At 59.2% G+C, this 23,046-nt stretch carries 22 protein-coding genes and 3 pseudogenes; 17 read left to right on the forward strand and 8 right to left on the reverse strand.

Translation table 11 applies throughout. The annotated features are described in order from the left end of the window. Positions 1 to 5: 5 nt before the first annotated feature. The 6 genes from DSC91_RS04305 to DSC91_RS04330 all read left to right on the forward strand — a co-directional run bounded on the left by DSC91_RS04305 (position 6) and on the right by DSC91_RS04330 (position 3,844). Positions 6 to 887 (forward strand): phage tail protein, encoded by an 882-nt coding sequence (locus DSC91_RS04305; protein WP_115776987.1) that lies wholly within the window; start codon positions 6 to 8, stop codon positions 885 to 887. Further along, positions 862 to 1,068, forward strand: coding sequence for a tail protein X (locus DSC91_RS04310; protein WP_115779685.1), 207 nt, complete (start codon positions 862 to 864; stop codon positions 1,066 to 1,068). The genes DSC91_RS04305 and DSC91_RS04310 overlap by 26 nt, the downstream gene beginning before the upstream one ends. An 8-nt stretch (positions 1,069 to 1,076) precedes the next feature. Further along, positions 1,077 to 2,129 carry a phage late control D family protein gene (locus tag DSC91_RS04315; protein ID WP_115776988.1) on the forward strand — a complete coding sequence of 351 codons (1,053 nt, stop codon included), beginning with the start codon at positions 1,077 to 1,079 and terminating at the stop codon, positions 2,127 to 2,129. 70 nt (positions 2,130 to 2,199) lie between these two features. Then, positions 2,200 to 2,646: a hypothetical protein gene (locus DSC91_RS04320; protein ID WP_115776989.1), complete on the forward strand. Its 447-nt coding sequence runs from the start codon at positions 2,200 to 2,202 to the stop codon at positions 2,644 to 2,646. An 11-nt stretch (positions 2,647 to 2,657) separates the two neighbouring features. Next, positions 2,658 to 3,209: a glycoside hydrolase family 108 protein gene (locus tag DSC91_RS04325; protein WP_115776990.1), complete on the forward strand. Its 552-nt coding sequence runs from the start codon at positions 2,658 to 2,660 to the stop codon at positions 3,207 to 3,209. Beyond that, entirely contained in the window at positions 3,206 to 3,844 is a 639-nt protein-coding gene (locus DSC91_RS04330) for a hypothetical protein (RefSeq protein ID WP_115776991.1), read from the forward strand. The genes DSC91_RS04325 and DSC91_RS04330 overlap by 4 nt, the downstream gene beginning before the upstream one ends. A 55-nt stretch (positions 3,845 to 3,899) precedes the next feature. Here DSC91_RS04330 and DSC91_RS04335 read toward each other — a convergent pair whose 3' ends face one another. Beyond that, positions 3,900 to 4,247: a hypothetical protein gene (locus DSC91_RS04335; RefSeq protein ID WP_115776992.1), complete on the reverse strand. Its 348-nt coding sequence runs from the start codon at positions 4,245 to 4,247 to the stop codon at positions 3,900 to 3,902. After that, the gene (locus DSC91_RS04340) at positions 4,244 to 4,768 is read right to left on the reverse strand and encodes a glycoside hydrolase family 73 protein (protein ID WP_229758293.1); all 525 of its coding nucleotides are present in this window, start codon (positions 4,766 to 4,768) and stop codon (positions 4,244 to 4,246) included. The genes DSC91_RS04335 and DSC91_RS04340 overlap by 4 nt, the downstream gene beginning before the upstream one ends. A gap of 260 nt (positions 4,769 to 5,028) precedes the next feature. Between DSC91_RS04340 and DSC91_RS04345 the strand changes: the two genes are divergently transcribed. The 3 genes and pseudogenes from DSC91_RS04345 to DSC91_RS38150 all read left to right on the forward strand — a co-directional run. Then, positions 5,029 to 5,820: a DNA adenine methylase gene (locus DSC91_RS04345; protein WP_115776994.1), complete on the forward strand. Its 792-nt coding sequence runs from the start codon at positions 5,029 to 5,031 to the stop codon at positions 5,818 to 5,820. A gap of 937 nt (positions 5,821 to 6,757) precedes the next feature. Beyond that, positions 6,758 to 7,156, forward strand: a complete 399-nt coding sequence (locus DSC91_RS37345) for a cupin domain-containing protein (RefSeq protein ID WP_162831335.1) — start codon at positions 6,758 to 6,760, stop codon at positions 7,154 to 7,156. Between the two features lie 141 nt (positions 7,157 to 7,297). Next, positions 7,298 to 7,515, forward strand: a pseudogene (locus DSC91_RS38150) (SOS response-associated peptidase family protein); the annotation flags it as partial. Positions 7,516 to 7,669: 154 nt separating this feature from the next. Here DSC91_RS38150 and DSC91_RS04355 read toward each other — a convergent pair. Together DSC91_RS04355 and DSC91_RS04360 are read right to left on the reverse strand one after the other, a co-directional pair. Further along, positions 7,670 to 11,410, reverse strand: coding sequence for a hypothetical protein (locus DSC91_RS04355; protein ID WP_162831336.1), 3,741 nt, complete (start codon positions 11,408 to 11,410; stop codon positions 7,670 to 7,672). Positions 11,411 to 11,697: 287 nt separating this feature from the next. After that, positions 11,698 to 12,342, reverse strand: coding sequence for a DUF4145 domain-containing protein (locus DSC91_RS04360; RefSeq protein ID WP_115776996.1), 645 nt, complete (start codon positions 12,340 to 12,342; stop codon positions 11,698 to 11,700). A 568-nt stretch (positions 12,343 to 12,910) separates the two neighbouring features. Between DSC91_RS04360 and DSC91_RS04365 the strand changes: the two genes are divergently transcribed. Together DSC91_RS04365 and DSC91_RS04370 are read left to right on the forward strand one after the other, a co-directional pair. Then, on the forward strand, positions 12,911 to 13,303 hold the full coding sequence (locus tag DSC91_RS04365) for a hypothetical protein (RefSeq protein ID WP_115776997.1): 393 nt from the start codon (positions 12,911 to 12,913) through the stop codon (positions 13,301 to 13,303). Positions 13,304 to 13,418: 115 nt separating this feature from the next. Continuing rightward, positions 13,419 to 13,730 (forward strand): annotated as a pseudogene (locus DSC91_RS04370) (winged helix-turn-helix domain-containing protein); the annotation flags it as partial. A gap of 88 nt (positions 13,731 to 13,818) precedes the next feature. On the opposite strand, the gene DSC91_RS04375 reads toward DSC91_RS04370, so the two are convergent. Next, positions 13,819 to 14,724 (reverse strand): dihydrodipicolinate synthase family protein, encoded by a 906-nt coding sequence (locus DSC91_RS04375; RefSeq protein ID WP_115776998.1) that lies wholly within the window; start codon positions 14,722 to 14,724, stop codon positions 13,819 to 13,821. A 348-nt stretch (positions 14,725 to 15,072) separates the two neighbouring features. Between DSC91_RS04375 and DSC91_RS04380 the strand changes: the two genes are divergently transcribed. The 6 genes and pseudogenes from DSC91_RS04380 to DSC91_RS04405 all read left to right on the forward strand — a co-directional run bounded on the left by DSC91_RS04380 (position 15,073) and on the right by DSC91_RS04405 (position 20,175). Further along, positions 15,073 to 16,029, forward strand: a complete 957-nt coding sequence (locus DSC91_RS04380; protein ID WP_115779687.1) for a 4-hydroxyproline epimerase — start codon at positions 15,073 to 15,075, stop codon at positions 16,027 to 16,029. Further along, positions 16,026 to 17,153, forward strand: coding sequence for an NAD(P)/FAD-dependent oxidoreductase (locus tag DSC91_RS04385; RefSeq protein ID WP_115779686.1), 1,128 nt, complete (start codon positions 16,026 to 16,028; stop codon positions 17,151 to 17,153). Before DSC91_RS04380 ends, DSC91_RS04385 begins: the two co-directional genes overlap by 4 nt. After that, positions 17,146 to 17,391 (forward strand): annotated as a pseudogene (locus tag DSC91_RS38155) (2Fe-2S iron-sulfur cluster-binding protein); the annotation flags it as partial. The gene DSC91_RS04385 and the pseudogene DSC91_RS38155, both read left to right, overlap by 8 nt. 146 nt (positions 17,392 to 17,537) lie before the next feature. Further along, positions 17,538 to 18,833: an FAD-dependent oxidoreductase gene (locus tag DSC91_RS04395; RefSeq protein ID WP_115777000.1), complete on the forward strand. Its 1,296-nt coding sequence runs from the start codon at positions 17,538 to 17,540 to the stop codon at positions 18,831 to 18,833. 232 nt (positions 18,834 to 19,065) lie between these two features. Then, entirely contained in the window at positions 19,066 to 19,833 is a 768-nt protein-coding gene (locus tag DSC91_RS04400) for an AraC family transcriptional regulator (RefSeq protein ID WP_115777001.1), read from the forward strand. A gap of 12 nt (positions 19,834 to 19,845) precedes the next feature. Continuing rightward, complete coding sequence (locus tag DSC91_RS04405; RefSeq protein WP_115777002.1) at positions 19,846 to 20,175, forward strand: hypothetical protein; 330 nt, start codon at positions 19,846 to 19,848, stop codon at positions 20,173 to 20,175. A gap of 19 nt (positions 20,176 to 20,194) precedes the next feature. Here DSC91_RS04405 and DSC91_RS04410 read toward each other — a convergent pair whose 3' ends face one another. The 3 genes from DSC91_RS04410 to DSC91_RS04420 form a co-directional block, all read right to left on the reverse strand. Then, the gene (locus DSC91_RS04410; RefSeq protein WP_115777003.1) at positions 20,195 to 20,455 is read right to left on the reverse strand and encodes a hypothetical protein; all 261 of its coding nucleotides are present in this window, start codon (positions 20,453 to 20,455) and stop codon (positions 20,195 to 20,197) included. A 156-nt stretch (positions 20,456 to 20,611) separates the two neighbouring features. Next, positions 20,612 to 20,944, reverse strand: a complete 333-nt coding sequence (locus DSC91_RS04415) for a hypothetical protein (RefSeq protein WP_115777004.1) — start codon at positions 20,942 to 20,944, stop codon at positions 20,612 to 20,614. A 189-nt stretch (positions 20,945 to 21,133) separates the two neighbouring features. Beyond that, complete coding sequence (locus tag DSC91_RS04420) at positions 21,134 to 23,017, reverse strand: bifunctional sugar phosphate isomerase/epimerase/4-hydroxyphenylpyruvate dioxygenase family protein (protein WP_115777005.1); 1,884 nt, start codon at positions 23,015 to 23,017, stop codon at positions 21,134 to 21,136. Positions 23,018 to 23,046 lie beyond the last annotated feature (29 nt).

Consider the following 23,046-nt stretch of genomic DNA (forward strand, 5'->3'; position numbering starts at 1 on the left):
GCAAGGTGGATTTCACAAGACAGATCACGCAGGCCGCAACGCAGGCGAGCATCGCGACCGAGCGCGTGAGCAGCATGAGTCGCGTGTATGAACGCAACCGGGCGGCGAGTGCGAACACGGTGGCGGTGCTTCAGAAGCTCGCCACTGGCAACCTGACGAGCACTGCCGAGCTGCTCTCCGCAGCGGGTAGTGCCCTGTCGGTTGCGAGCAATCTGAGTCCGAAGGTCGGCACCGCGGTGCGCAGTTTCAACGCCGTGCAGTCGTCGGTCAACAGCATCCTCAAAATCGCCACGGCGTCCAGTCATCCGCTCGTGAAGTCGGCGGCCGACGCGGTGAACACGGCGCTCAAGGACGTGCGCACGAAGTTCAACGCGTGGGCGGGTATCAAGGAGACGACGTCGCCCGCATCGCTTGCGACGTCGACGGGCGCCGGGGCGCTGTTGTCGGGTCTGCTCGGCGGTGCATCGGGCGCTACGCCTCACCTGATGACGCTCACGTCCGACGCCGGCGACACGTTCCACTTCAACCTCTCGACCGCAGCCTTCGACAAACTGCGGCGCACCACGAAATACAAGGTCGCCTCGCAGGAGCGTCTGAACCGGCAGGAGGCGCTGCAGGCGGTCAGCCAGGGCGGCGAGACCATCACGCTCTCCGGCGTTGTGTTTGCCGCCTCCGGTCCCGGAGCCAAGCAGATCGATGCACTGCGCGCGATCGGCGACAAGATGGTGCCGGTGCAGCTCACGACCGGCTACGGCGAGGTGCTCGGCCGCTGGTATCTGCAGGGCGTCGACGAAGAGCAGGAGGCACTGATGTCGGACGGCGCCCCGCGCAAACAGACCTTCAGCCTGGAGTTCGGCCGCTATGGCGAAGACTATAAGAACCTCTGACGGCGACGTGCTCGACGAGATCTGTTATGCGTTCTACGGGTCGCTCGCGGGTGTGGTCGAGGCGGTGTACGAAGCCAATGCGGGGCTTGCCGCACGCACGCAGCCGTTTGCTGCGGGAATCATCATCACGCTGCCCGATCTCGACGTGCAGCGTGATGAGTCGGTTCAGCTCTGGACATAGGAGAGTCGATGCAGGCAATTTTCCAGATCGTCGCGAACGGCGATGACATCACGCGCGTGATTCAGGATCGCGTGCTGCGCATCCGGACGGTGGACAAGCCGGGCCTCGAGTCCGACGAGTGCGAGATCGAGCTCGACGATCGCGACGGCAGGATCCAGTTTCCGCCCAAGGGCGCCACGCTGAAGATATCGCTCGGCTGGAGCGGCAAGGGCCTGTCGTTCCTGGGGGAGTACGCGGTCGACGAGATCTCGCTGAAGGGGCCGCCCGCCTCCGTGGTGATCCGCGGCAAGCCCGCGAACATGCGTGCCACCGCTAAGACGCACCGGTACGGTAGCTGGGAGAGCGCGAAGCTCGCGGACATCGTCGGTGACGTGGCCCGCCGCAACAAATGGACGGCCGCATGCAGTGTCGACGCCAAGGTGCCGCGTGCCGACCAGTTCGGCGAGAGCGACCTGCATTTCATCACGCGGCTCGCGCGGCAGCATGGTGCAACGGCGACGGTGAAGGCGGGCAAGCTGATCGTGATGGGCCGTGGTGCCGGCAGGAGCGCGAGCGGCAAACCGCTGCCGGCCATCACGCTGACGCCCGATCTGCTGCTTGATTACGAGATCACGTTTCCTGATCGCGCGAGTTTCGTCGCCGTGCGCACGAAAGTGCACGACGCAAAGACCGGAACGAAGATCGACCTCACGATCCCGAATCCCGATGCGCCCCCCGGTGCATCCGCGGTGCACACCGAGCGGCATGCATTCGCGAGCCCCGAGGCGGCGAAAGCGGCTGCACAGGCCCGCTTGCAGAAGCTAAATCACCACACCGCGAAAAGCACGATGACGATGACTGGCCGGGCCGATTTCGCGGCAGAGAAGACAGTCACGCTGAAGGGCTTCAAGAAGGAGGCGGACGGGGATTTCCTGATCGAGTCTGTGACGAACACCTACGCGGGCCGTAGCTGGGAAACGCAAGTCGAGCTGAACGCCGGCAACAAGGGCAAGGCGAAGGTTGGGCACGAGAAAAAGAAGGGCAGGAAGATCCACCTCGTGGTGCCGGCGCCGCCGCACTGACGCAATTGATACAGGACGACGAACCGCCCGCGCTCGCGCGAGGCGGTTTTTTTATTGAACGGACGGCCCGATGGGTGAACAGCACAACAACGATCTGGCAGTGCAGATCGCGCGTTTTGGCGAGCAACTGCGCAGCGTCGCGGCAAGCCTTGAAGACATCAAGACATCAGTGCAGCCGGTCGCCGCGCTCGATCGTGCGATTGCGGAGATGGCGATTCACAACCAGAACGCACGCAAGGATATCGAGCTGCTGTGGGCGCGTGTCACGGAGGGAAAGAAGGAACGCAACGCGCTGGTGCAGCAGATCGGCGACGTCGACGACCGGGTGGCGGCAATGAAGAACACGGCGAAGGGCGCGATGTGGGTGCTCGGGATTGTGCTCGGCATCGTGCAGACCTTCCTGGTGGCTTCGATCGTGTGGGTGTTCACCCATATCAACGAAGGCGACATCCTCAACCGGTTGCAGCAGCAGCGCCTCGAGGTGCTGGAGCAGGCCGTGACCAAGGTAACAAGATAAGGAACTGATCAATGAAACTTGACGAAAAAATCGACGCGCTGATCGGCCGCGAGGGCGGGTACTCAAACAACGCGCTTGATGCTGGCGGCGAAACGATGTGGGGCATCACGGTCGCGGTCGCACGTGCATTCGGCTATGCCGGCGCGATGCGCGACATGCCGCGCCCGACGGCCGTGCAGATTTACCGCAGCCGCTATTGGCTGCAGCCGAAGTTCGATCTGGTCGATGCGCTTTCACCTGCGCTTGCCGACAAGCTGTTCGACATTGGCGTGAACGCGGGGCAGGCGACAGGAGTGCGGTTCATGCAACGTGCGCTGAACGTACTGAATCAGAACCAGCGCGCGTTTGCCGATATCGCCGTCGACGGTGGCATCGGTGCCATGACGATCGCAGCGCTGAAGGCGTTTCTCGCTGGGCGGGGTGCGGACGGCCACCGTGTGCTGCTTGGCATGGTGACTGCACAGCAGTCTGTCTATTACATCGAGTGTGCCGAAAAGCGCGTGGAGAACGAGACGTTCGAATACGGCTGGCAGCTCAATCGTGCATTTGGGGTGAGCGCATGATGGATTTCCTGAAAACTGTGGCGCCGTGGCTTGTCACGGCTTTGACAGGCGGCGTACCCGGCATTGCCGCGATGGCCGCTTCGGCGATCGCCGGCAAGCTCGATCTGGCCGATGCCTCGGTCGATGCGGTGAGATCCGCACTGACCGGCCAGCAGATGACGCCCGAGCAGTTGCTCGCGCTGAAGCAGGCTGACGATGACTTCGCGCTCAAGATGCGGCAGGCGGGTTTTACGCACGCAGAGAATATGGCCGGCATCCAGGTGCAGGCCGACAGGGTGGCGGCAGATGATCGCGCGAGCGCACGCAACTTTGCGGCGGTGGAGCACGACCATACGGCACGTAACCTTGCCTACATGTATACGGTCGCGCTTTTTGCCGTGATCGGGCTGGAGTTTCTGCTTGCGGCCCAGCAGATCAAGCTCGACGACGGAGTGATGCGCGCGCTCGATACGCTGTTTGGGATTCTGATCGCGATGGTCCTTGGATCGAAAGAATATTTCTTCGGGTCGTCGTCGCGCGCGGACAAGCAGGCTGCAGCCATCACGCAGTTTGCGGTGTCGCCGGACACCGTGGTGTCGCGCTCTGATGCGGTCGACGAACAGACGTCCGCGCGGTACCAGACTAAAGCGGATTGAGCAGGTCGGGCCCGTCCGCGCCGGGCTATTAACCGTGCTTCAGTGGGCCTGCGACTCAGTTCTTTGCAGGTGTTTTGAGTGGCAAGTATTGCTCGCTGTCGTACGCGGTGGTGACGGTGTAGCCGTCGCGTTTGCGGATCTTCAGAAAGAACAGGGTAGGCGAGACGCCGGCGGCACCGCCGCACGCTTCCGTGTGGTTTTCGCGCACCCGCACCAGAAAGTATTCGCCCTTGTCGGCGGTATCGAAGAGCAGGCACTCTGTCTTGTCTTTTGAGAGACCGTAGGTACGCGTGATGTCGGCCGCACGGGTGGCTGCAATGTCGTCATTCGTCACCGGCTGCTGGGCGGCGCACGCCTGCGTGCTGACGATCAGCGCTGCAATGATGATCGAGCGGCGCATCATGGCTCGGTCCTGCGCGCGTCGTACTGGTCGAGCTTGTGCGCCCGAATGATTGCGTTGAGCTTGACTGCGTAAGCGGGATCTGTCGCATAGCCGTTGTGGGCGAGCGCGTTGGCAAACTGCGAACTGCGGGTGTAGAGAAAAGAAGAGCGGAAGCGTGGGTTGTTTCGAAGCATTTGCGCATAGTCGTCGGCGGCATCTTCATAGCTGCCGTAGGCGCGGAACGCATCATCAATCTTGATGGCCTTGCCATTGATCACTTCGTGCGTCGTGAACGTTGTGCTGTCGCCGCTCGGGGCGCGGCCCTTGACGCCAAAATAAGCGTTGCCGACAACCGACCTTCCCCAGTTGCTTTCAAGGGCTGATTGGGCAATGACGACGCCTGCCGGCACCTGGTACTTGCGCTGGATGTCCTGCGCCGCAGCCATGTGGGCATCGATGAATTGCTGCACGTACACCGGCGCCACGTGGGGCTTCGGCTTGTGCCGCGTCGCGGCGTGATGGTGCGTAGACGGCTGTGCCATGACCAAGCCTTTCCTCGTACGAAACGGGGACCCAGCATGACACATGTGCGTATCACGGGCAATCAGCCATCCGATGCACACAGCATAAAGTTACTTTGACCGTCCTTCGCAGCGCGGGAGAAGACAGGGCGACCGGGATGATGTTCGCGCATTTCCCCCGGTCACCTTTCCACTGCATCAGCCAGTGAATTAGCCAAGGCCCTGACACCTACCGGTAGGCGGGGCGAATTCTAACAAATTCCCAACAAGGCAATCCACATATGGCAATCCCCATCATTCCCTGGATCGGCGGCAAGCGTCGCCTGGCAGATCACATCATCCCGCGCTTTCCTGCGCATGAGTGCTACGTGGAGGTTTTCGCGGGCGGGGCTGCGTTGTACTTCATGCGGCCGCCGGCGAAGGTAGAGGTCATCAATGACATCAACGGCGAACTGGTGAATCTCTATCGCGTTGTGCAGCATCACCTCGAGGAGTTCGTGCGGCAATTCAAATGGGCGCTGTCGAGCCGGCAGGTGTTCAAGTGGTTGCAGGACACGATCCCGGAGACGCTCACCGATATCCAGCGCGCTGCCCGCTTTTATTACCTGCAGCAGAACTGCTTTGGCGGCAAGATTGAGGGGCAGTCATTCGGTACGGCAACTACAACGCCGCCGGGTCTGAACCTGCTGCGACTCGAAGAGACCCTGTCGGCGGCGCACCTGCGTTTGTCCAACACGTTCGTTGAGCGGCTTGACTGGAAGACGTGTATCGACAAATACGATCGTCCGCACACTCTGTTCTATCTCGATCCGCCGTATTTTGAAACTGAAGGCTACGGCGTGCCTTTTCCGTGCACGGAATATGTCGCCATGGCGGATCGGATCCGTGCGCTGAAGGGCAAGGCAATCATCAGTCTGAATGACCACCCCGTGATCAGGCAGGCGTTCGACGGCTTCCACATTGAGACGGTGGACATCAAGTACACCGTGGGCGGTGGCGGCAAAGAAGCAGTCCGCAAGGAAGTGATTATTTTTAGTTGGAACGATGCTAACGAACCCGCTGGCCTCTTCTGAAAGGCGAATAGCCCGCTTTAGCGGGCTCATTTTGATTGTTCGAGATTTGTCATGGCGCTATAGCAGCGCCTTAGCTAGTGTGCGCGTGGCTTGCTATTCCTCCCTGAACTATCACCATCCGGGAATACACGTCAAAGTGACCTTGAACGGCCCAGTTTAACCCAGAGGCGTGCCTCATTTTTCTTCGAAGCGATCAGATAAGACGAATGCATGGCTCATTGGCGATAAAAGCTTGCGCACAAGATTTGATTGCTAATCGTTCCCGTCATCGCTCAGCCTGAACCGCAGTCGAGGGAACATTCCCGTTTCCCCCCCCCTTACTAAAGACCGTATCAATGGCGTAAAAGAGACTGTCCTCTGTATGTAGATTCTGCGTATATGAATGAAGTTCGGTGTACAACCAGCGCAATACACGATGTCGCCACCGCCTCTGCGACGGCCACCGTTGCAGCATGGCGTCCAGATGAGGCGGTAGCGAAACTCGTTGGAGGAGAGTTTCATAGCAACTAGCCTCAGGCCGGTTGGCGGTATTCAAAAATTTATGAAGTTACCGTTGACGTCATTAAATAGTCTGCGTAACCTGCAAGTAACCCAGCTTGAGTAAAATTGGTTGGGTATGTACTTGGCCGTTGCTGTCGAAATAGGCGACTTAGCTGTTCGTCGGCAGGCTCCTGTGCGGCCGTTAGCCTTAGCTGAAGAGGTGTCTGTTGGAGAGTTACCAAGGTAACTCTCGAACGATGATATGTTTCAAAGATGTGACAGGTGTTACGGTGTTGCCGCCTTTGATAACCAGAACAATATGATTCTCAAAGGCATAGAAGGTCGCGAAGTAAAACACAACCGGCCGTGATCGATTGTTATTTTCAAACTTTTTCAAAAAATTCAAATTATTTGACATAAAACTTATGCTGCTGGTCAATTTCACAAGGAGAATGAAATGCCGTCAAAGAAAATTGAAATTCTTGATGTCGTTTGCCCTTTTCTCGTGGATGAAATAGTAAATAAAGATAATTACAAAAAATATTTAAATTCTAAAATTGTATCGTCGAAAATTGAGTTTGAAGACGTAACCAACAAAACCATTCCGATTGATCTCAGTGGAATTAAGCACATTCGGCATATCACGGTCGCCCCGGGTACGAACGTTCCGACGCATGCACATAATAGTCCGGTAGTACGATTTATAATTCTTGGTGACGCTACAGTCAATGGAGTAACGTATCAGGCAGGCGATTGGATGATTATTCCTGCCAAGTGTTCTTACAGCATATCAACTACAGGCGGATACCAGGCACTGGGTTTTTGCCATATGTGGTCATCGGTTGGTACCGGCTGATTCGATTTAGCGGTAGCCTGGAACTCGCGAGGCTGCGCCAGCCAGAACCTGCTGTAGTTTGCCGGGAGGCACAACGGCCTCGCCTGTTCTCGCACATCGGCAGCTACTTATCACCCCGCTTAACGAGGATTAAAAGAGGCCTGGCGTATACCGGACGAACCGGACCTCTGGTCTTTTGCTGCGATTACTGACGAGCTGTCGCCAGAAGTCGCGGCGGCCGGTCATGATCGCTGCATTGTCCCGATCAAGCCGGAGAACGTCGACGCTTGGTTGAACCCAGATCCGTCCGATCTGGCGGCCCGGTGCGCCATTCTCGACGACCACGAGCGGCCGTATACGAACATCAGATGGCAGAATGATGCGCAGTGATTCCGCGAATTCGGCCCAGCTCGACCCGTCGACACTTGTTGTCTTTGGCATGTAAAGCGCCGCTTCCCGGGCCATAGTTCCTCGCAATAAATTCCCAATCCGGGAAGAACGGATTACTCAGTGAGACCGGAAATTTAATTCATGTCAATCTGCAAACCATCCGTCATTTTTAGCGACGATTCCTACGGGACGAGTTCGCTGACGGCCCCGTTCGGTGGCCTGCGCCTCAACAGTAGCCCATAAACCTATCGGATAGTCGGCCGGATTTTCCAATATGATCTGCATAACAGAATCAGGAAACGCTTTTTTTCGCTGCGTCGATACACCCGCGATGGCACCGTTAAAAGTTTTAGCATAAGTTTCACGAACTATTTCCAACGCTTCATCCCATGGAAGGTCGCCATCAAGCGCACAGTAGATCGCCCAGCGCTGGCGGAATCGAACCACTTGTTGTGCCTCGTCCCGACTTGAGCGAAGGTACTGAAGAAAAACGGCCTTAGCGAAGGCGCGTCCAGAGCCGCGAGTTGTCAACCATGCCTGAGCTGCCGACGTCATAGTTCCATCGAAAGACTGTTGCTTATTGGAACCACCTCTTTCAAAGGTCACGTCCGCTGCGTTTACCAAATCCAGCAGCCGAGCCGTCTGTTCATTCGTCAACATGTCCAGACTCGCAGCAGTTTCCTCTTGCATTTCAATGACAATGGGAATTGGCGCAAATACTGCAAACAGCATGTGAAAAAAATAAATGTCCTCTGTCAAGCGCGCGGAGCGAAGCTGGCTTCTCCAGTAGTCGCGGTTCTTCGCCTTGCTCTTTGCGAAACGAATTCGTTGGCTAAGGGAGAAGTTTCTATCAAACAAGCCGCAAGTCTTGCTACGGCCAGTCTTAGGAATTTGACTCAAGCCCAACGCCGTCAAGATAACTCCCGCTCTCTCGCCCCAAGTCTGGCGCATTAATTCGACGACGACCTCCAACTCATCAACGCTTGTTAAAGGCGTCGATGAGTCCAATTTAAAGCAACCTGCAATGCGTTCGCTAACGTTCCGCATTGATTCAGAGAGGCTTGGCGCGACGGCTTGTTCGCTTACAGATTTGGCGACACTGGCATCACGAAAACGGCGGACCGCCGCTAGCAGCTGTTCGGGGACATATTTTCCGCGTCCGTATCCCCACATTGCACTAACCGATAAGAACACGGGAACCAGATACAAGGAGTCAGAGTACTCGAGGTCCGGAGGGCCAATCGAATCCAAAAGTATGGATAGCGTTTTGCTTTCCCTGGCAGGACTCGCTAGCAACACGTCGTACCTAGCCGCTGCTGCTATTTGATACCAATCACTACCATTCAATTTATCTAACGGCACCATCTCTTCAATCGTATCCGCCGAAACATCTTTTATCATTTTAAACTCGCGACCGAGAAATGCCCAACGCGCCGGATTATTCCCCTTTAGCAAGTCGGCTGAGATGATCCAGAGTGATTTTAGGTGGTCGTGGCTGCAGTTTTCCAAGAGGAATGCGACCGCGCGGTGTATAACATCACCCATCGTGCCGACGCTGACGATCAAGGATAGCACGGCTTCCGCGACAATGTTACCTCCACACATTTCCGGGATTCGAACGGCAGATGAGGAATCTGAATCACTATAAAGATCTGGTAAAAGTTTATAAATGTTCTCCCGGGTTGAAATAAACTCGGCGAGGTCATTCATAGCTCTTGGAACTTGAGAAAATACCCAATCTGAAAGTAACATCGCGATCAAAACTATCGGATAGCGAGAATTTTTAAGCGAGGCGTCTCTGGATAAATCCTTGAGACGCTCTGCCAAATCCTGAAGCTCTCCCTTACTGAAGCATCCGCAAAAAAATCTGACTACATTGAGCCAATAGGGATTTCGCGCAATTGCGTCAAAGCGATCCGGCTTAGTTCCCTGTCGTTCCCGTCCCGGCGGCGAGTACGGCGCAGTGTCGTACAGATAACGCGCGGCAAAGTATTCCCGCAATGGTTGTACTTCGAATTCGTAAGTCCCTTCGATTCGAGAAACGATCATAAATACTCTCTCGACCGTTGCGCCAAAGACTTCATCCAACATCTCGATCCCGTGTCGCTCCTTCTCCAAGTATTCACGTAGCAACGCGTGCAGATCCTTCGTCGAGATGCGTCCGGCCGATTCATGCCTGTCCGTTTCTGCATTCGAGTGGAGTGTCCAAGCAAGGTAACCGTGGATGTTGCGCAATAGATCAGAATACTTTCGCACTGTCGAACTTTTCGACGATTCACGACTAAAAAACAGGTCCACGTAGTAGTCGTAGAGACTGGTTCGCTTGTCAGGTAGCGCTGCGCCGCGCGTGAGGATCAAGCTTAGGAGAATCGTGAGTTGCATCGGATTTCGAGCCAAATCGCGCAGATGTGATTCTTCCATACGCTCATTAAGAATCTTACGGAATTCAGCTTGCTCTCGATGGTCCAAATTTCGAGCAATCATCCACTTCTCAGCATATGCCTCTATCTGCTCTTTCTGTAAGGATCCTAACTCCAATGTTGGAAAACGAGATGAATCAAAACCCGGCGAATTTGCAAAGGCGGACGGCCGCGAAGTGACTATTATTCTGAGACTTGCACACGTTTCCTTGAGGCGATTCGCCGCCTTCGTTACCGCGGACACGATGTCTCCCCGCCGTTTGATTTCGGCAACCTCATCAAGGCCGTCGAGTACGATAAATAGCGGCGTGACTCCGGCTACCGCAAGCAGATCGTCGACTGAAAACTCCCGCCCTCCGCTCCGCGTCTTCACGAGGTGGGCAAGAAACGTTTCGAGCGTACCATGATCGGGCGCGGAAGCCGGCGGAACAGACTGACTGAACGGATCGACTCCCCCGATCCATTTTGCCAAATCACGAAGATCAACTTTGAATGGCAAACAAAGAGGCGCCGTCTTATGCTCGTCAGGCAAAGAAGCTAGGTCATCTAATTTCCTTAGCCACCGAATTCGATGAACTTGACAAAGGTATTGCGCGAGTGTTGATTTGCCTTGTCCTGGCGCTCCCTCAACAACCAATTGACCAAGCGCGGATACATGATGCGTGCGCAACAAAAGTGTCGCCGTTCCAACCATCGTGTCCGGAGATGCATGCAATTCGACTTGATGCTTTGAAGCATACTCAACTACCGAAAGCGGAACCATCGGGTCGTTGAACAAGTCATGCAAGGACTCCAGCTCTGATTTTAATCTAACGCGAAATGGAAGATCGACGAATAAATCAAGAAGTTTATTCTGGAGTTCCACCTGCTTAAACTTAACCTCGGTATCTTCGTCAAATTGATCGGCAAGAAAGGCTGTAATTGCCATTAACCGACGATTCTGGTCTGATCCCAACTTGGTTTCAAGTAGGAGGCGTAGAAAGTCACTTCCAGTTAAGATTTGCGGATAACGAAGTTTAATGTCCCATGAGTTATCTAGCCGCCTATTAATGTCGTCCCGCCACCAGCAGGTAACAGGCAGCCCGATCATACGTGTCAGTTCGTTTTGCAGTTTGTCTATTGAACCAACGTCTAGATGGCTTGTCCCTGAAACATTTGTTATAAAGAAGTACTTCGTTGCTCCTCGATCAATAAGTGTTTTTACCTTTTGAATTTCGCCTTTTGCAGCAGCAAGCACCCAGTCCCGGGCTTCGTCAGCTTGTTTGGGGTTGCGAGAAAATTTAACCTGAAAGACAGCGACATTAAACTTATCGCTGTCTTCCGCGTCCTGTAAAAGTAGAGCGTCGCGCCCCCCGTCGGCTTGACCTACAGGAAAACACGTTAGACCGGGAAACTCCCGTATCAATAACGCTTGACAAAGATGTTGAAATTCTTCTGGCCCTAGATTTTCTAGTGCGTGATCCATTTAATTGCTCCCCGAATTGACATTAATCAAGAATTTTTATGTTTATCTTTTCAACTACCTTGGGCCAATGTGCATTCGCTTGGTTTGCTTTTTTCGTGCGAGAGATCGAAAATGTGGCGGTGTAATGGAGTTTCTGCACATAGACGTGATTTGCAGCATGGATTATAGGGGAAGAGCTATCCAGATAAGGTGGAGATACTGCTGCATCGGCAGCGCTTGTAAATGCACATTCCCTACGGTCATCGAACTGTAAGCTTGCCGCATATCCTAGAGCCGCCGAGTGAGTTTTAATTCGTCTTTTCCTTCAGCTTCGCCAACGTCGATTTCGCCTCTGTCGTCCCTCGGGTGACTCGGGCAGGAAGAACAAAAAGTATATCGGCAAGGGCCTTCGCAAAGTCAAGACAGCGCCGTGCATCTTCTGTGGTGGGCGGGATAGCCTTAAGATCTGCATGCCGCTGATCATTTGCATCCAATCGTACATCGTGCGCCCATTCTGCCATTTCGGAAGTTAGCAGATGATCGGTGACTGCTTTCTCGATGCGCGAATAGAGGGGCCCGTCGGCGTAGCCTCTGGCTTTTAGCATGGAATCAACCGCGCCGGCGCTCGTCACGACAGACGCGCGGGGGGAATGCAACGTTTCGGCGGCTTGCTTTAGGTAGTCAAGTGGCTCCTCTGGTACGTCCGCACTAAAAACAGAGGGCATCGGATAAAGCTCACACTGATCAGTGTTAAAAATCCATCCAGCGGTTACAACGCCACCACAGAAAGAGCACGCAAACATTGCCCAATTTCTCAGTGAGCCTCCGCGTGCATCCTTCGATTGGAACGCTGGGGAAAGCCTGCTTACGTTCGGTTTTGCGACGTTGCAATGTGGGCAGCGATCAAGGGGAAGCGCGTCAATGGTGCTCGGGATGAGGAAACGATCTGGCATGGACGATGATCCCCGGGTGTTGAAAGGAGCCAATATACTCGGCGCGTTGACTGATTATGACATTTGCGTCGCTGGCCATCGTGAGTGGCCTTCGCGCTCAAGTTTAAAGCATCGCAACGTAGTTCGGTCGGCAGGCGGCCTTCGTGCAACAGTCGGTCTCGCCCGCGACAGATCTAACAGAGGCTGGACCATCACGGTGCCTCAATCCCGAATACGAGTCGTACGGAATTGATTTTAAGAGGCCATTTTGGGGAATGTAACAGATCAAGTAGTCGAACGACGTTTTGCGAAGCCCGAAATGGGCAGCTCATTTTGAGCAAAAAATCAAATAGCCCGCGGCAGTGAGCTTATCTTGTCTCTACGGATTTGCTACAACGCTGCGACAAATCCCTATCTGCGGGATTTGCGACTTGTCATTTCATCCCCTGCACTAGGCGGGCTGAAAGGGTTACGCGCTTGTGTGCGAAGGACGAGCAAGCGATCAAGAAGAAACGAGCGCCGCAGCGTTGCAGCGCTCGTCTTGGGGCTCCATCTGGCAACATCTTGGGATTGATCCTAGGAGACCTGCATGACTGGCGGCACCAATCTCGATCACGATGCGCGAGTTGAGCTCCTTTGCTATCTGGTTGTCGCTCAACTTGTGGCGCATGCCGGTACGGGCGAATGGTTGCGTACGGACCATCTCGTCGAGTCCGCACGGATGTGGACGGACTCCAACGGCGCATGGGGAGCCTGGTTGGCGCGGTATGAGCTCGGCCACGCGTCAGCAGCCATCGCTCCAAATTTTCTAAATGTCTCCGCGCTTTGCGATGCTGACTCGCTTGCAAAGTTATTCACGGATGGGTGGCGACTGGATTACCGATCTCCACGCGTACGCTGGTTGCATGACATTTGCGGCGCTCACCTGCACGGGGGAGGAGAACTGCCGATCCTTGGCACCCCTGTTCATAACCTTCCGTAAGTGATTGATTTTATTAGGACGTGCCAGCCTGTTTTTACAGTCGGTTCTTGCTCCCAAAAGCGTCTGTAAACCTATGTTTTTGCGCCAGAATCTGGCGATGCGGGGGCCATAACATTTCGACACGCATCGCCAACTCGTCATGCTGCGCGGCCAGCCCGTGCAGTTATCGGGTACGCAGTACCGGTTGGCATCACTGTTCTTCTCGAATATTGGCCGCGTGATGTCGCGCGACCACATCTTCGCGATGGTATGGGGCCGTGAGTTCCGCGAGTTCACCCGCACGATCGACAGCCATGTGTCGCGTCTGCGCTTGCTGCTTGAGATCGAGCCGCAAAACGATTTCCGGCTGCAACCCGTGTACAAGAGCGGCTATCGGCTGCTGCATTTGCGGCAAGGCGAGGCGCCCGCGGAAAAGCAGGCGGCCTGACAAATCGGCAAATTACCGCGGCAAGTCACCGCGGCACATCGCCGACCGCGTCGCGGCCGGGAGCGGCGCCCGATCAACGTGCCGCAACTCAAACCTGCGGCAGCGTCGGCCGGTTTTCAATCGCCCGGCGGATCAACGCTTCCACTGCCTCGCGCTCGCCCCCGGCCAGCGGCAGACGCGGCGGCCGCACCGGCTCCGTGCCGAGCCCGACGATCGTCTCGGCCAGCTTGATGTTCTGCACCAGCTTCGAGGAGACGTCGAGCGCGAGCAGGGGCGCGAACCAGCGATAGATCGCACGCGCTTCTTCAAGACGGCCCGCCTTCAGTAACTTGTAAATCACGACCGTCTCGCGCGGAAACGCGCACACGAGGCCGGCCACCCAGCCATGCGCGCCCATCAATATCGCTTCCATCGCGAGGTTGTCGACCCCGCACAGAATCGCGAAGCGGTCGCCGACCACGTTGATCAGATCGGTCACGCGCCGCACGTCGCCGCATGATTCCTTGATCGCGACGATCTTCTTTTCGTCGGCGATTTCCGCAAACATCTCGGGTGTCATGTCGACGCCATAGGCAAGCGGATTGTTATAGATCATCAACGGCAGCGCGCTCGCATCGGCGACGCTGCGAAAGTGGTGCAGCGTTTCGCGCCGATCGGACAGATAGCGCAGCCCGGGCAACACCATGAACCCGGCCGCGCCATGCCGGCTGCCGGCTTCGGCCTGGCGGCATGCGTCGAGCGTGCTGTTCTCGGCGATCGTCAGCAAAACGGGCACACGGCCGCGCGAGGCAACGACGGCGATGTCGAGCACTTGCAGCTTCTCGTCCAGCGAGAGCGTCGATGCTTCGCCGAGCGATCCGCACACGATGATGCCGTCCACACCCGCGTCGATCTGCGCCTCGATATTCTTGCCGGTCCATTCGCGATCTATGCTGAAATCCGCGTGAAACTTGGTAGTCACCGCGGGCCATACGCCTTCCCAGATATGCGCCACGACTGCTCTCCTGAATGTGTTGAGTCGAAGCGCAGTGTAAGCAGGGAAAATGCCGCCGTCTTGCGTGATTCGCGCGTGGTGAATGACGATTTCAGCATAGGGATTCTGCCTGCACGCCCGACGAGGTCAAGAAGGCCGGCTATTTCAGCACAGGACGCACAATGGGTCGAAAGCGCGTGGACCGGGCCTTGCATGCGCTTCCGATCTCGCCCGATAGAGGCGGGTTCAGACGCGGGTTCCGCCTGATTTCAATAGCCGGAGCGTGCGCGGACGGACGGATTAGGTATGCTGAAATCGTCACAATCCACGATTATGGGCACCAAGACTCCGGCGCCCGGCATTCCTACCATGTGCATCATGAAAACCCTAGACATCATCGACTCGCACACCGGCGGTGAACCGACCCGCCTGGTGGTGTCGGGTGGCCCGGCGCTCGGCGGCGGCACGCTGGCTCAGCGTCTCGAGGTGTTTCGCACGCATTTCGACGACTGGCGCGCGGGCATCGTCACCGAACCGCGCGGCTCGGACGTGGTGGTCGGCGCGCTGTTGTGCGAGCCGGACGATCCCGCGTGCGTGGCCGGCGTGATTTTCTTCAACAACGTCGGCTATCTCGGCATGTGCGGGCACGGCACGATCGGTCTCGTCGTCTCGCTCGCGCACATGGGACGGATCGGACCGGGGCTTCATCGGATCGAGACGCCGGTCGGCATCGTCGAGGCGACGCTCAACGAGGACGGCAGTGTGGCCGTGCGCAACGTGCCGGCCTATCGCTACCGGCAAGGCGTGCCGGTCGACGTGCCGGGCTACGGCACGTTGAGCGGCGACATCGGCTGGGGCGGCAACTGGTTCTTTCTCGTAGCCGACCATGGGCGCACGCTGGAGGCGTCGCGTATCGCCGAACTGGGCGCGTTCAGTTCGGCGATACGCGACGCGCTGATCGCGCAAGGCATCACCGGCGCGGACGGCGCCTTGATCGACCACATCGAACTCTTCGGGCCTGGCTCGCGCGAAGGTATCGACAGCCGCAGCTTCGTCCTTTGTCCCGGCAACGCGTATGACCGCTCGCCGTGCGGTACCGGCACAAGCGCGAAAATCGCCTGCCTCGCCGCCGACGGCAAGCTGGCCGAAGGCGCGGTGTGGCGGCAGGAGAGCATTATCGGCAGCGTATTCGAGGCGAGCTATCGGCACGCCGGCGATGGCGTCTCGGTGATTCCGACCATCACCGGCCACGCGCACATCATGGCCGAAGGGCGTTTGTGTTTCGACGCGCGCGATCCGTTCGCATGGGGCATCCGCACGGCATGACAGCGGACGCGTTGATCGTCGGGGCCGGCATTGTCGGCGCGGCCTGCGCGGCGGAGCTGGCCGCGCGCGGCATGCGGGTCGAGGTACTCGACGCACAAGGTATCGGCGGCGGCGCGACGGCGGCGGGCATGGGCCACATCGTGGTGATGAACGACTCGCCGGCGGAATTCGCGTTGAGCCGCTATTCGCGCGACTTGTGGCTGGAACTCGCGCCGCAGCTGCGCACGCGCGACGCGTTCGCGCGCTGCGGCACTTTATGGGTCGCAGCCGACGACGAGGAATGGCAGGCCGCCCGCACCATGCATGCCGCGTTCGACGCGCAGGGCGTCTCCGCTCAACTGCTCGACGCGGCGGCGTTGCGGGCGTGCGAGCCGGCGTTGGCGGCATCGATGGCAGGCGGCTTGAGGATCGAGCACGACAGCATCGTGTATGCGCCAACCGTTGCCGAGTGGCTGCTGACGCAATCCTCAGGAGTCGAGAATATCCATGTGCGGCTCGGCACGCGGGTTGCCGCCATCAGCGCGCGTGGCGCGACGCTGGCCGACGGTGAGCACATCAGCGCGGCGCATGTGATCGTTGCCAATGGTCTGGGCGCCCGGCAACTGCTGAGGTCGCTGCCGCTGGAACCGAAGAAAGGTCATCTGCTGATCACCGACCGTTATCCTGGACTCATTCGCCATCAGCTGCTCGAATTGGGCTACATCAAGAGCGCGCATCACGCGGTGGGCACCTCGGTGGCGTTCAATGCGCAGCCGCGACCGACAGGCCAGTTGCTGATCGGCTCATCGCGCCAGTTCGATACAACCGATTCCGCCGTCGACATGGCGGTGCTCGCCCGGATGCTGCAGCGCGCGGCGCGCTATCTGCCGGTTCTGCCGACGCTCAATGGCATCCGCGCGTGGACCGGCTTTCGCGCGGCGTCGCCGGACGGTTTGCCATTGATCGGTCCGGCCGGTGATTTTGCGCCCGGTGTGTGGCTTGCGGTGGGACACGAGGGCCTTGGCGTGACGACCTCGCTGGCCACTGCAAAGTTGCTCGCCGCGCAAATCACGGGGGACGTGGCGCGGATTTCCACCGAGCCGTACCTGCCGGTCCGTTTTGCGCAAAAGGTGATTTGTGACTGACGCCAATGCAGCACGCCTTCACGTGACGATCGACGGTAGAAACGTCGAGGTCGAAGCGGGCACGACCGTCGCCGCGGCGCTGGCCATGGCAGGCGGGGGCGGCACGCGGACGTCGGTCAGCGGCCAGCCGCGCGCAGCACTGTGCGGGATGGGCGTGTGCCAGGAGTGCCGCGTCACGATCGACGGCCGGGCGCACGCTTTGGCATGCCAGACACTTTGCCGCGAAGGGCAGGTTGTTTGCAGTGCCAGGGCTGCAAACAACGCGGCCAACGCAACCAACGTATCCAGCTCGACCAACTTATCCAGCGGGCCTAGCGGAGCCAACGCAGCCAACGCAGCCAACGCGCCCAGCACCATTACCCCCACAATCGCCACGGACAAACGATGAACCAGCACTTCGATATCGTCGTGGTAGGGGCCGGTCCGGCCGGGTTGAACGCCGCGCAGGCAGCGGCGCGTGAGGGTGCCACGGTCGCGTTGCTCGACGACAATCCGCGCGTCGGCGGTCAAATCTGGCGGCAAGGTCCCGGCCATCCGCCGCAAGTGCCGCTACAAGAATTGCTCGCCGCCTTGCAGACGCAAACCAGGGTCGCCCATTTGCCGTCGACTCGCGTGATCGCGCCTTTGGGTCCGCGCGGCTTGCTGCTCGAGTCGGCCGAGCATGGTGCCGTATCGATCAGCTACGATCGGTTGATCCTCGCGACCGGCGCGCGCGAGCGGCTCTTGCCATTCGCCGGCTGGACCTTGCCCGGCGTGACCGGCGCTGGCGCACTGCAGGCACTCGTCAAAGGCGGCATGCCGGTGCGCGGCGAACGGATCGTGATCGCGGGCAGCGGCCCATTGCTGATCGCGGCGCTCGCCACCGTGCGTGCTGCCGGGGCGCGGGTGGTCGCGGTAGTGGAGCAGGCTTCGGCGCTCGAGGTCGCCCGCTTTGGCGTGTCCCTGTTCGGCGAACCGGCGAAGTTGCGGCAAGCCGTTGTCATGACGCGCGGCTTCGCGGGCGTGCGTTACTGGACCGGCAGCATCGTTCGCAAAGCGGATGGCGCTGGCCGTGTCGAGCGCGTGACGATCCGGCGCGGCCGGCAGGAGTCAACGCTCGACTGCGACCGCGTCGCCTGCGGCTATGGACTCGTACCGAACATCACGCTTGCGCAAGCGCTCGGCTGTGCGATCAGCGAAGCGGGCGAGATTATCGTCGACGGTGAGCAGCGAACTTCAGTGGGCGGCGTGTTGGCGGCGGGCGAATGCACGGGCGTCGGCGGCGAGGAACTGGCTCGTGTGGAAGGCGAGCTTGCCGGGCTCTCCGCGAGCGGCGCCTCGGCGAGCCGCATCTCGGCAAATCGCACCGCACTGCACGCGCAACGCGCTCGATGGCAGCGTTTCGCGAGGCACGTCGAAGCAGCTTTCTCCTTGCAGGCCGCCGCGCGCACGCCACCCGACGACGCCACGCTGCTCTGCCGTTGCGAAGACGTCAGCTTCGGCGACGTGCGCGCCTATCCGGATTGGCGCGAGGCCAAGCTGCATACCCGCTGCGGGATGGGGGCATGTCAGGGACGGGTTTGCGGTGCCGCGGCTTCGTTGTATTTCGGCTGGCAAGCCGCAGCGCCGCGGCCGCCGTTCAGCCCGGCCCAAATCGGCACGTTGATGGCGGCCGGCGAGGAGCAGCCGTCAGTCGAATGACACCGGTATTCGATCGGCCGCTGGATATCCTCAGCAGCGCGTGGCTCTATAATCGACCGCAAGCGCCCGCCTAGTTGCGCGGTAGAACGCACCGGTAAATGGACCGGCAACGCCTCGGCAAATGAACCGGCAAATGAACCGGCAAATGCGCAAACGCACCGCTGAGCACACCAGCATCGCATAACCAAAGCACCTGGCAACGCACAACCGCACCGACCACGGAACCCGCACGATGAACACGCTGGCTCATCCGCTCGAACCGGACGACGCAACGCTATCCGGCATGCTGTCGCATTTCACGCTACTCGAGCCCGTGTTCGATGCGATGCCGGACGTCGTGTTTTTCGTCAAGGACGCGCACGCCCGCTACGCACTGGTCAATCGCACGCTGGCTTCGCGCTGTGGCTTCAAGGAAAAGTCCGCGTTGCTCGGCAAGACCGCCGAGGACGTCTTTCCGCGCCGCTTCGGCCGCATCTACACCGCGCAGGACAAAGCGATCATCAACGTCGGCAGCCAGATGATCGATCAGCTGGAGCTGCATCTGTATCCCGGCCGTCAGCCGGGGTGGTGCCTGACCTGCAAGCAGCCGTTGCGCGATCCGGCGGGCAAGGTCGTCGGCCTCGCCGGTATCTCCCGCGACCTGAAAGCGGATGAAAGCAGTCATCCCGCTTATAGCCGGCTGGCCGCGGTGGTGCAGTCCATCCAGGAAAACTACGTGCAGCCGCTCAATCTGAAACAGCTTGCTGCAATGGCGGATATGTCGGTGGCGCAACTGGAGCGCTACTTTCACAAAGTGTTTCACTTGACGCCGCGCCAGGTGCTGCTGAAAACGCGGCTGGATGCCGCCACGGCACTGCTGGTTTCGCACGACAAGGTCACCGACGTCGCCGCGCTCTGCGGCTACACCGACCACAGCGCGTTCACGCGTCAATTCAAGGCGACCGTCGGCGTCACGCCGACCGAGTATCGGATGCTGCTGCACGGAACCTCGCGAAGCTGAGCCGCGGCACACATGGTTCGTCGCAAGCATCACTACTACGTCTACGTCGTCGCGCTCGACGACACCGTCTGGAACGAAGCGCGCTTTCGCCGCGCGAATCCGGACTACCGGTTCGACAAGCCCTGCGTGTATGTGGGAATGACCGGACTGGACCCGGATCTGAGATTCGACCGGCACAAGGCCGGGATTCAGGCAAATCGCTATGTGCGCGATTACGGCTTGCGCCTCATGCCCGAATTGTATGACGTATTCAATCCTATGCCTTACCGCGGCGCACAGGATATGGAGGTGGAATTGGCGGTCGGACTGCGCGAGGCGGGGTACGGTGTATGGCAGGCGTAACTGGAATGTAAAGCGCGCGTTATCTCACGCCAAGCCCGCGCAGCACTGCATTGCCTTCAGGCGTCAGACGGATGTGCGAACCGCCTGCGTCGCCGGAGACCGTTTCGACCAGGCCGGCTTCGTGAAGCTGCGGAATCTCGGGTTTCGCGGACGCGTCGATCGGTGCGTGCAGCAACAGCAGAAGCGTCGCCAGCTCATGGTGGCTCAGCAGGCGACGCAGAATGGTGGGCCGCTTCGCCGGTGCCGGCGTGTCGTTCGGGTTGTGATCGGGGTGATTCATGGAGCGCACCTTGTGCGGGATAGTGTCGGGTGGATGATGCGGATGAAGTCTTAAACGATTCTTAAGACAGCATTGTGATGTAACACCGTGACACTATCATTGCGCCGGAACAAGTTACCGATCGTTACGCCCGGCCGATTTTTCCCTTTGCTGACCTCACGGCGCGCAGGTTTTGCTGGCCGATTCGATCCACAGGTTGCTCACGTGGCGCTTGCCGGCGTAGAAGCGATAAGTCGTCGCGCCGTTGTCGCTGCGCACCTTGACGATATTCGAGTCGCCGAAGTCGAGCATCTGACCCTGTGGGATGCCGGTCGATTTGAACGCGGCGTTGTGGCTGGTCGCCACTTGCGTCAGGCAGGCAACCACATCGTTGACCGAGCGCTGCGTCGTGGTGTCCGTGACAGGTTCGCCGGCGTCCGGATTCTTCTGGAAGTACGCACAAGCGCTGAGAAGCAGGGGAACTGACAGGACTACGGCAAACTTCTTCATATCTCTCCTGGCGTTTCATTCGGCCGACGGTGCGCGCCACGCCCGCATGGGGCTGAGTGCGCGCGGCACCGGGCCGAGGATCAAGCGCCATTATATCGGTGCGCCGCACCCGCCAAGCCGATGCAGCACGGGCCGTGCCCAATCCGTCGCAACCCGCAACCCCTCGCCTGCGTTGCCGGCCGCAAACGGCTATTTGCGGCGCTGCGCCTGCGCTGCGAGCCGAACGGCCGCATTGGCCGCGCCATAGCCGTCGTAGCCGCCGCGCCGCTCGACAATCTCCATGAAAAAGCGCTGATCCAGTTGTTCGGTGTAAGCGTGGAAGAACTCGCCACCGCGCTCGTCCCGGTCATACAGGATGTTGCGCGCGCGCAGCGCCTCGAGCGTTTCGTCCGGCAGCGCATAGCGTGCGGCAAGGTCGTCGTAGTAATTGCGCGGGATGCGCAGAACCGGCAGACCGTCCGCGACGAATTCGGGAATCGCGCTGAAAATGTCGCCGGTGCTGAACGCGACGTGATTCAGGCCCGAACCGTGATAGGTGTGCAATGCCTCGGCGACCGCCGTGTGATGGTCCACCGACGCGTTCAGTACGATGCGCACCGAACCGTCATGACTGCGCAGCGCGCGGCTGCGCACCAGTCCGTAAGGGTCGGGCACCAGCACGCCCGGCTCGGCCTGGAAGCCGAGTGCGGTACGCAGAAACAGAACCCACGTATCCAGCGAAGGAGCCGGTACTGACAGGCAGACATGGTCGATGCGCGCGAGCGGCCCCACTTCGCTCGGACCGTTGATGTCGGTGAGCACGAAATCGGCTTCGAACAGGGTGGGCTGGTCCGGCGTCTCGTCGACGAAGTAGTTCAGGCTGCCGTCGGGCGCCTGCACGGCGGGCAGCACGCGTTCGTTCGGGCCGATCTGGCCCGAGAACGGCGCGTAGCCGAACCCGGCGGCGCGCTCGAACGCCTGATTGGCGTCGTCCACGCGAAATGCCGACGCGCACAGCGACAAACCATGCTGCTGGAAGAAGGCGTTGGCAAATGAGTCCGGCTCGGCGTTCAGCACGATCGACGCCGCGCCGTGCTGAAACAGCGTCACATCTTTCGAACGATGCTGGCCGGCCTGACGGAAGCGCAGCTTGCCGAGCCAGTCGACGAGGTGCGCGCGGGTGGTGTGATCGACCGCGAACTCGAGAAACTGGTAGCCGACGTGCGCGGGCGCGGCGGGCGATCGATAGAGCTCGCCGACCGGCTGCCTGGCGGATTCAAGCTGCGCGCGAGTCTGTTCCTCGAGGAACAGCAGCGAGCGATGGCCGTCCGCCGCGGTGATGGCGGTGGGTGCGGCGCGAAAACCGTCGTTGAAAATTTCGAGCGAGAGCGGCCCTGTGTAGCCGGTTTTCACGACCTGCGCGGTGAAGCCGGCCAGATCGAAATCGCCTTGGCCCGGGAAGCAGCGGTAGTGGCGGCTCCATTCGAGCACGTCCATGGCGAGCTTCGGCGCGTCGGCGATTTGCACGAAGACGATGCGGTCGCCGGGAATATCGGCAATGCCGTCCACCGTATCGTTCAGCGACAGCGTATGGAAGCTGTCGAGCACGAGGCCGAGATTCGGATGATTCACCGCGTTCACGAGCTTCCACGCATGGCGGTAGGTCTTGACGTGCCTGCCCCACGCGAGCGCCTCATAGCCGGCGATCACGCCGGCCGCTTCGGCCGCGCGGGCCAGCGCGCCCAGCTGGTCGGTCATCAGCGAATCGTCGCCGATGGTGTCGGGCGAGACGTTGCTGCACACCAGAATCCGGTCCGTACCCAGTTCGTGCATCACGTCGAACTTGCGCTTCGCCCGATCCAGATTGCGCTCGAGGCGCTCCGGGCTTACTCCGTCGAAATCGCGGAACGGCTGGAACAGCATGATCTTCAGCCCGAGATCCTCGGCGATGCGCCGGACGTCGGCGGGCGAGCCGTCAAAGTACAGCAGGTCGTTCTCGAAGATTTCGACGCCTTCGAAGCCCGCCGCCTGGATTGCGGCCAGCTTCTCGACGAGGGTCCCGCTGATCGACACGGTGGCAATCGAACGTTGCATGAACGGCTCCTGCAAAAACAATGAAACGG

The organism is Paraburkholderia caffeinilytica, assembly GCF_003368325.1.
Taxonomy (GTDB): Bacteria; Pseudomonadota; Gammaproteobacteria; order Burkholderiales; family Burkholderiaceae; genus Paraburkholderia; species Paraburkholderia caffeinilytica.